Source organism: Microcoleus asticus IPMA8 (assembly GCF_013179805.1).
In the GTDB taxonomy this organism is placed as follows: Bacteria; Cyanobacteriota; Cyanobacteriia; order Cyanobacteriales; family Microcoleaceae; genus Microcoleus; species Microcoleus asticus.
On record NZ_SRRZ01000031.1, the window covers coordinates 51,942 to 60,039 of the forward strand.

Genomic DNA, 8,098 nt, shown 5'->3' on the forward strand with positions numbered 1-8,098 from the left:
TTATTGTGCCACTTAATATTAACATTAACACTATAAAGTTTAATGTTTAACAAATAAGCAGATGGCAATGCAATTAAGTAAGGGTGAGAGATTTAATATCTCTCAAGAAGCGCCCGGTTTAAAAAAAATGGCGATCGCCCTCGGTTGGCAGGTGACAGAGGCAGGGCAAAGCTACGAGATTGATGTATCGGCGTTTATGCTAGGTGCTGACGGCAAAATACCTAACGATAAGTATTTTATCTTTTACAATAATCTGCAATCCTTTGACAGTTCGGTACTGCAATCGATTCCTGAAACAAACAACCAAGGTCAAGAGAATAAGACTATTTACGGCGTTATCTTAGAAAGAGTTAATCCTGAAATTGAGGAAATAACTTTTGTTGTGACTATTCACGAAGCCGATAAAATTAATGCAAATTTTAGCAATATCAAAAATGCTTTTATCAAAATTAGCAATTTGGATACGAAAAGCGAACTTGTTCGGTATGAATTAAAAGAGAAATTTTCGCGAGAGACTGCTGTAGAGTTTGGTCGTTTGTATAGAAAGAATGGAGAGTGGAGATTTCAGGCGGTAGGAGCAGGATATCAGGCTGGATTGCAAAGTTTTGTTGACAAGTATTGCAGCTAAAACAGTAATAATATTGCTCCAATTACTCACGAGTTGGCAGCGGGAACAGCCGATGATTTGCAGTTCCCGGCTGGGAAGTTGGACGTGAAGCCAGAACCGGAAGCGGAACAGTCTCGTCTGGAGCTTTTGGTGACTTTGTTACCTTGCTACCTAGTTTTGAAAATGCTCCAAACTAATGTCAAATTAAGTTAAATTGTAGAAACCGCTTGGGGCAGAAATCCCGGTTTTTACTTAGGTAATTCTCTCTAAGTAAATCTCAATAAATTCAAATACAGGCAGCAGATATTTTTAATCAAGCCCGCGATTAGAGAAACTCTGTTAAATTTCATTAATTAAAGAACTTATTGTGCCACGTAACATTAAGATTAGGAGTATAAAATTTTAGGTTTAACAAATAAGCAGATGGCAATGCAATTAAGTAAGGGTGAGAGATTTAATATCTCTAAAAAAGTGCCTGGTTTAAAAAAAATGGCGATCGCCCTCGGTTGGCAGGCGACAGAGGCAGGACAAAGCTACGAGATTGATGTCTCTGCCTTTATGCTAGGTGCTGACGGCAAAATACCTAACGATAAATATTTTATCTTTTATAATAATCTGCAATCCTGTGACGGTTCGGTACTGCAATCTATTCCTGAGAAAAACAACCGAGGTCAAGAGAATAAAACTATTTACGGGGTTATTTTACAGAAAATTAATCCTGAAATTGAGGAAGTGACTTTTGCTGCCACTATTCACGAAGCAAATAAAATCAATGCAAATTTTAGCAATATCAAAAATGCTTTTATCAAAATTAGCAATTTGGATACGGGAAGCGAACTTGTTCGGTATGAATTAAAAGAGAATTTCTCGCGAGAGACTGCTGTAGAGTTTGGTCGTTTGTATAGAAAGAATGGAGAGTGGAGATTTCAGGCGGTAGGAGAAGGATATCAAGCAGGATTGCAGAGTTTGGTTGACAAGTATTCCAGCGGAAATAGCAATAATATTGCTCCCATTAGTAGGGAGTTGACAGCGGGAACAGCAGCAGATGATTTGCAGTTGCCGGCTTGGGATTTGGAGGTGGATTCAGAACCGGAAGCGGAACAATCTCGTCAGACTCGAAGGGTACAACCATCACGACTAAACAATCAAGTTAATAATTCGCGAAGCCGCAAAATACCCGCAGCTTTATTAGCAAGTTTAGGCGTTTTGATGTTGGGAACAGGTGCAGGGATGAGCGCCGTTATGCGATCGGGAAATGAAACGCTGAAGCAAGCGAAAATACTGGCAGTTGAAACGCAGAATGCAGGGAAAGTCACCGATGTAAATCTGCTCAGAAGTTTCGATCGACGACTTAAAGAAACGATCGCCAATTTAGACAAAATTCCTAACTTCCCCGGCTTTGGGTATCAACAAGCTAGAGCAGATTTGCTGCAACTGCGCCCGAATTTGGTTCCAGTAGCGCAAAATTTACAGGCGGCAGAAAGTCTAGAAAAAGCTCAACAATTGGCGATGGAAGCTGCTGTAGTTGTGCAAAAGCCGCCTCATCCGATGGAAGTTTGGCATCAGTCGCAAAGTAAATGGCAACAGGCGATCGCACTTTTAGAAGCGATCGATTCACGTACACCTGTTTATAATTTAGCTCATAATAAGTTATCTAATTACCGAGCCAATCGCGCTGCGATCGGTCAAAGAGTTGCGATCGCTCAAAAAGCCGCAACTTTCAGCAACCAAGGTTCTTTGAAAGTTCAAAAGGGAGATGTTCCGGGGGCTATCGCCAATTTTACTCAGGCTTTAGCGCTGAATCCGAACATACCTCAAGCTTACCTCGGATTGGGAATTGCTACTTCCAAACAGGGAAACAAGCAGCAGGCAATTTACAATTACGATCGAGCGCTGCAATTTAATCCTAACTTGGCAGAAGCTTATTTCGGTCGCGGTCAAGCATACTATGAATTGGGAAACAAGCAAAAGGCGATCGGGGATTACGAACAAGCTATTCGCGTTAATCCTAATTATGGTTTGGCTTATTTGGAACGAGGTGCTATTCGCTGTATGCTGGGAACAAAATCGCCAGCAGTAGCAGACTTTCAACAAGCGGGAGAACTTTTCTTAAAGGAGGGAGACGGAAATAATTACAAACTAGCACAAAGCTTTATTAATGATTGTCAAGAACCGAATGTACAGGCTGCAATCTGCGATTATCGAAGGAACATAGACTCCTTCGGCAGACCCTGCGGTCGCTCTGTTAATGTTCCGATTATAATTAGAAGAAAATCGGCGATCGATGCCTCAATTTCGGGTTCTACTGATGTTAAAAGCAATAGCAGCCCCGAAAAAATAGCGCCTGAAAATTTAGATAGCAGCAGGACCAGAACTCGCAGCAGTAGAAGAAGCAGAAGGTAAACCGCTGTGGCATTAGTTAGTAGACGACAAAATCTGCTGGTAAGCATCGATGGTTTGCTGGGCGATCGCCTCCCAGTTATAATGCTTTTTTGCATACTCTTTGCCGTTCAATCCCCGCCGTTGGCGCTCCTGTGGATTCAGAAGTGCTGATTTGATTGAATTGGCGATCGCCCCTACTTCCAAAGGTCCCACCCAACCAGCTTCTGCTTGCTGTATGTCTTCGGCAATATGTATGCGATCGGAAATTACGACAGGTACACCCGCGGCCATCGCTTCTGCTACAGCAATGCCAAAGTTTTCGTAATAAGAAGGCAATACAAATAAGTCGGCTTTTGTCAAAAGTTCAACTTTTAAATCACCGCTCACAAAGCCAGTTATTGTTGTGTATTTTGCTAAGCTTGAATTATGAATTTGCACTTTAATTTTTGTTTCATACTCAGCATCTTGGGGACTTGAACCAGCTAAAATAAAGTGAAACTCTATGCCCGCTTCTAAAATACTTTCTAATGCTGGAATTAGCAAATCAAGCCCTTTTTTAGGTTCAATGCGCGACATAAATAAGATGATTGGCACTTGAGATTCCCGCAATCTCTTAGGAAACAAACCTGCTGTCACCCCCAATGGAATCACCAAATCTCGTGGCACAGGCATCTTGCCTGTGAAGTCCAAATTTCGTGGCACAGGCATCTTGCCTGTGATCCCGACACCAAATCTTTCTGAGATTTTAGCTTCTTCTTTACTTGTGAAGTGAATTGCGGCAGCCCCTGCTAAATTAGGACGTTCTAAAAGTGCTGCATAAATCTGTTTTAAGCGCTTTTTTTTCTGCAAATCAGCGGGGTCAAGCATACCGCAGGGACGGATAATATACGGTAAGTGGCGATATCTAGCAATTGTGGCGGCAAAGGTAGTTACTGGCGAGAATAAAGCGTGAATGTGGGCGAGGTCAAATTGTTTCGCATTTTCATTCAACCACTGCAATAAACTCAGAGAAAACTTATATCTACGAAACGGAGAACAGCGGAAATAAATAATCTGATAACCGTTTTGTTTTATGGGTTGATTTAAGGGGACATCTAAGGGAATTTGACCGATATCTCCGTTAGAATCTGTGGTGATAATTGTGACATCAACACCTCGGGAAGCCAGGGCCGCAGAAAGTCCGAGTACCATTTGACTGGGCCCCCCGTAGACTAGCGAAATTGAGGGGATAATTTGGAGAATCCGCATCAGGGATAGTTATTTAAATCCACATACCAACATCTCCCATTACAAATTTAATTATCTGGAAAAGGTTGACCGTCTAGCTGTTCAGCTTCCTCTCTCTTTGTTGCTGTAATTTGGGTATTGTGAGCCATTGTCTTGGAAAATTCATACATTTCACTGGCTTTTGCTTCCGCAGCTTTCACAATTTCAAGGATTTCCAGGAGTTGGGTTTCATCTGGTAATTGTTTCATGGCAATGCTTCTAATCTCTCAACTACTTTGTCAATCATAATTTTCGATTCTGGAGCCATATGTAGCAAGGCTGCTAAATAATCTCCTGCTTTTTGAACATCTTCATCGGGCACACCAGCCATCAATACATTGCCCACAATGTGCTCTGCTTGTAAGCGAGTACCTGCTACGTTGAATTGAAAATTAGTGATGGAAGAAAAGTATTGCATCAGTATTTCATTCTGGGGAAAAAGAGACATTGCTCTTCTAAGTGCAAAAAGTCCCTGCGTTGCTTGGCTTTCGGTATCGTGCAGTACCTGGTAGAGTTCGTCTACCAAAGGTCGTATGTCGGAAGGAATAGACATTTACCACAGCTTTTATTTAACACTTGCATTCTACTACTAAAAATTACAACAATTCTTTGTAAAATTCCAACAAATGCTCAGCTAAAGCTTTATTGGTATAATTGCTCATCGCTCTATGATAACCCCGATCGCCCAAATCTGCCGCCAACTCCGGCAGCTCCATCAATTGCTGCAAACACTCTCGCAAAACCCCTGCATTTCCCTCGGGGAATACTAACCCCGCATCGCCGATGACGTGGGGAATTTCCCCGCAGTCGGAACCAATAACCGGAATTTTACAGGCCATCGCTTCGATTAAAACGTGACCGAATTGTTCTTTCCAGCCCACTGTGGTCAAAGTTTTGAATTTATAGCTGGTTTGCGAAGGCAATACCAAACAGTTCATTAAGTTAATGTAGGGGGGGATTTCCTCGTGCGAAACGCTTTCTACCCAAATTATTCGGTCGCTGATTCCCCATTCCATACATTTTTCTGCGAGTTGCATCCGCAATTTTCCTTGTCCTACTAACAGCCACTTCCAAGAAAGTTTTTTCAAGCCTGCCAAGGCATCAGCTAAAGTTAACAATCCTTTTTCTTCGACAAATCGCCCTACAAATCCTACCACAAAATCGGTCGGTTCAATGCCGAACCTGCGGGATAAATCAGCGTCTTTACCAGTGCGGCGAAACAAAGTTTCATCTACTCCGAGTTGTGGCATTACTTTCACCGCACCTTGATAGCCCCGCTGCCGCAAAATTTTAGCTCCATCTAAGTTCCCTGCAATAATTCCGTCGGTGTGCTGAAGATTGTAATTTTCTAAGAGTGAAACAGGCCACTTCAATTTATAAGGCAGATTCCACCAGGTAAATAATATATTTTTTGCTTTTAGTTTGAGCAGTTTATTTAATAATATTAATTGCGCGCAAGCGAGGGATTTTGAACCTTGTTCAACTTGGATAATCTGCGGTCTAAACTTTTCTAATATTTCAATTAAATCAGTACCAAATGTTAGCAGTCCTTGATTGTTCTGGCTGTAATTGGAGACTGCGACTACTTTAAATGAGCCTTCTTGACAGAATTGTGTTTCTATAATTTTATTTTGTACGCCTCCGGGTTTCCAACGCTGCGGCACTGCAACTGTTACTTCAATATTGGGTTCGAGATTTGCTAAAATTTTCAATTTTGCCCGATTTATGTCCACAATATAGGTGTGGCTGGCAACGAGGATTCTCATTGTTTATTCAGTGGTAATTGGAAATTGGTAATAAAACTTATTTACCGTTAATCTTATCTTGACGGGTGTAAATTTGTCCGTCGTTCCATAGAGACTGAATTAATGTATTGAGGACACTCATAAAACCGAGGAGATAAAAACTAAATCGAACGATAATTTTAATGGGCGATCGGCTTTTATGGCAAGGCGGATTCCCCAAAACGTGGCAGTCAAAGAGTTTGGCAAAAAATCGCAGGCATTGAAAAGCTGTTAAATTTGTCAATCCCATTAGAAAGTGATTGTGATAAAATGTGACTTGATATTCGATCGATCGCGTGCTGACATCGTGACATCCGCCGCTCTCTTCCCCAAAGTGAACTAAACACGCATTGGGATCGTACCAAATTTTCATGCCAGTCGCTCGCAATTTCAAACAAAAATCCGACTCCTCTCGTACCGCACTCCCTACAAATCGCTCGTCAAACCTCAGCCCGCACTCGGCAAAAACCTGCCTGCGAAATGACATATTGCAGCCTCTAGCCGAGAGCACCTGCTGCGGTTTTACTGTATGTACCAAATCGATAAAATACCAGGCAATGCCAGCATCCATCGCTTCTGAGGGCAAATATTCGATCGCCAAATCGCCTCCAGAAAAATCCAATTTCATTCTGTCAAAAACCCTGCCCGCCACACATCCCACATCAGGTTTTTCTAAATAGTTGTCAGCGTGAGCCGCCAAAAAACCATCTGGCAATTGTACATCATCATCAATAAATAAAATAATCTCTCCAACTGCGCGCCGCACTGCATAATTTCGAGCTCCCGGCAAACTCGCCCAATCTACTCGAAACCACCGAATTTTGCCAGCATTTGCCAATTCCTCTAAATAAACTTGAGTTGCCGATTCGTGGGTGCGAGTTTGATCGATTACCAACACTTCAAAATTCGGGTAATTTTGCCGAATCACATCAGCCAATGTCTCTCGCAGGGGTTGCTCGCGGTTGTAGGTGGGTATCACAACAGAAATCATCATTTGCAGTTGCCACTTTCCTTATTTCTCTACACGCCAAAGCCAAACATCGCCCGGCTGGTAAATTCGTGTGATTTTATATTTTTGCACTTTTTCTAGTTCAAATTGTAATGCTTCTGTAGCTCTGTATAGAAATACATCGCTAAAACCATCAGGAATTTTGACTTGTTCAGCAGGTTTAACTGCTAGCAAAAGCTGTGCTTGCGGCTTTAGCAGATAGCTGACAGACAGTATTTTTCCTGTGATGTTGTTGCCTCCGTGAGTAATTACTAAAGGTTTTTGGGCTTGATTGACAATTGCGGCTATTTGGGGATTGTATTTAGTGCTAGAAGGATATTTGTTCCACCAAAGTTGTGACTGTGAGCTGACGGCACAAGAAACTATTTCACTCGATATTAGCACTATTAAACCGAGCTGCCACAGTTTTTGTTGTCGGGAATTGGTGGCGGCTGCAATTTTATCGGTAAATAGGTAGGCAACAGCTATCTGGATTGCTAAAATATAGGGAACCAGATAGCGATCGGCAACGCCTCCCACTGCTATCAATACTATCGCTGTAATTCCGATCGCTGTCAATACAAACAGCCAAACTCGTTTGGGAGTTGAGCGGCAGAGTGAGTATATTGAATGTGCGATCGCTAACAGCAATAGGGCGGCTACAATCAGTCTGATTAAATTTGTAGCAATACCGCTCGAACACAATTTGATAATTCCGCCCGCCCAATGCGTGTCGATAAACATTCGGCAGGTGATGAGAATTAAAGGTTTAAGTGAAGATAGGAAAGATAGAGAAATGCGGGGTAAGCCTACTGTTGCCTCAATTTTGGGCGCGTTAGAAAATAATATCCAAATCCAAGGAGCAAAAAGAATTGTTGCCACCGCTGAAGCTAGTAAATAAGCAATTAATGTCTTGCAAAAACGCCAATTTTCAGTTAAAATTACATAGATACCGTGGGCGAATATTACTAAAAAAATAAGTATCCGCTCAATAAGTAGCGGTAGCACAGAAAAAAAAATAAGCAGAGTACACAAAGTGTCATAAAATAGGACACATGACGCCAAAGATTA

9 protein-coding genes are annotated in these 8,098 nt (G+C 41.9%); 3 read left to right on the forward strand and 6 right to left on the reverse strand.

All coding sequences use genetic code 11. The features are described from left to right. Window positions 1–61: 61 nt before the first annotated feature. From E5S67_RS10865 to E5S67_RS10875, 3 genes are all read left to right on the forward strand, one after another. Window positions 62–628 carry a TerD family protein gene (locus E5S67_RS10865; protein ID WP_172187050.1) on the forward strand — a complete coding sequence of 189 codons (567 nt, stop codon included), beginning with the start codon at window positions 62–64 and terminating at the stop codon, window positions 626–628. A 33-nt stretch (window positions 629–661) separates the two neighbouring features. After that, the gene (locus E5S67_RS10870) at window positions 662–820 is read left to right on the forward strand and encodes a hypothetical protein (protein WP_172187051.1); all 159 of its coding nucleotides are present in this window, start codon (window positions 662–664) and stop codon (window positions 818–820) included. Window positions 821–1,036: 216 nt separating this feature from the next. Further along, on the forward strand, window positions 1,037–3,010 hold the full coding sequence (locus tag E5S67_RS10875; RefSeq protein WP_246276724.1) for a TerD family protein: 1,974 nt from the start codon (window positions 1,037–1,039) through the stop codon (window positions 3,008–3,010). Between the two features lie 12 nt (window positions 3,011–3,022). Here the strand turns inward: E5S67_RS10875 and hpsP are convergent, their stop codons facing one another. From hpsP to E5S67_RS10905, 6 genes are read right to left on the reverse strand one after another with little or no spacing between them, the layout of a single operon-like run. After that, window positions 3,023–4,237, reverse strand: coding sequence for a hormogonium polysaccharide biosynthesis glycosyltransferase HpsP (gene hpsP, locus E5S67_RS10880; protein ID WP_172187053.1), 1,215 nt, complete (start codon window positions 4,235–4,237; stop codon window positions 3,023–3,025). A gap of 47 nt (window positions 4,238–4,284) precedes the next feature. Then, complete coding sequence (locus E5S67_RS10885) at window positions 4,285–4,464, reverse strand: hypothetical protein (RefSeq protein WP_172187054.1); 180 nt, start codon at window positions 4,462–4,464, stop codon at window positions 4,285–4,287. After that, complete coding sequence (locus tag E5S67_RS10890; protein ID WP_172187055.1) at window positions 4,461–4,808, reverse strand: hypothetical protein; 348 nt, start codon at window positions 4,806–4,808, stop codon at window positions 4,461–4,463. Before E5S67_RS10890 ends, E5S67_RS10885 begins: the two co-directional genes overlap by 4 nt. A gap of 43 nt (window positions 4,809–4,851) precedes the next feature. Continuing rightward, window positions 4,852–6,021: a hormogonium polysaccharide biosynthesis glycosyltransferase HpsO gene (hpsO, locus tag E5S67_RS10895; protein ID WP_172187056.1), complete on the reverse strand. Its 1,170-nt coding sequence runs from the start codon at window positions 6,019–6,021 to the stop codon at window positions 4,852–4,854. A 37-nt stretch (window positions 6,022–6,058) separates the two neighbouring features. Further along, window positions 6,059–7,033 carry a hormogonium polysaccharide biosynthesis glycosyltransferase HpsN gene (hpsN, locus tag E5S67_RS10900; RefSeq protein WP_172187057.1) on the reverse strand — a complete coding sequence of 325 codons (975 nt, stop codon included), beginning with the start codon at window positions 7,031–7,033 and terminating at the stop codon, window positions 6,059–6,061. A gap of 18 nt (window positions 7,034–7,051) precedes the next feature. Further along, window positions 7,052–7,909: a hypothetical protein gene (locus tag E5S67_RS10905; protein ID WP_246276725.1), complete on the reverse strand. Its 858-nt coding sequence runs from the start codon at window positions 7,907–7,909 to the stop codon at window positions 7,052–7,054. Window positions 7,910–8,098: the final 189 nt, after the last annotated feature.

What these genes read in the sequence shown, in the direction of transcription:
- hpsP (WP_172187053.1), bottom strand. Translation starts at nt 4,237, where the DNA reads ATGCGGATTCTCCAAATTATCCCCTCAATTTCGCTAGTCTACGGGGGG.
- E5S67_RS10875 (WP_246276724.1), top strand. Translation starts at nt 1,037, where the DNA reads ATGCAATTAAGTAAGGGTGAGAGATTTAATATCTCTAAAAAAGTGCCT.
- E5S67_RS10885 (WP_172187054.1), bottom strand. Translation starts at nt 4,464, where the DNA reads ATGAAACAATTACCAGATGAAACCCAACTCCTGGAAATCCTTGAAATT.
- hpsN (WP_172187057.1), bottom strand. Translation starts at nt 7,033, where the DNA reads ATGATGATTTCTGTTGTGATACCCACCTACAACCGCGAGCAACCCCTG.
- E5S67_RS10890 (WP_172187055.1), bottom strand. Translation starts at nt 4,808, where the DNA reads ATGTCTATTCCTTCCGACATACGACCTTTGGTAGACGAACTCTACCAG.
- E5S67_RS10865 (WP_172187050.1), top strand. Translation starts at nt 62, where the DNA reads ATGGCAATGCAATTAAGTAAGGGTGAGAGATTTAATATCTCTCAAGAA.
- hpsO (WP_172187056.1), bottom strand. Translation starts at nt 6,021, where the DNA reads ATGAGAATCCTCGTTGCCAGCCACACCTATATTGTGGACATAAATCGG.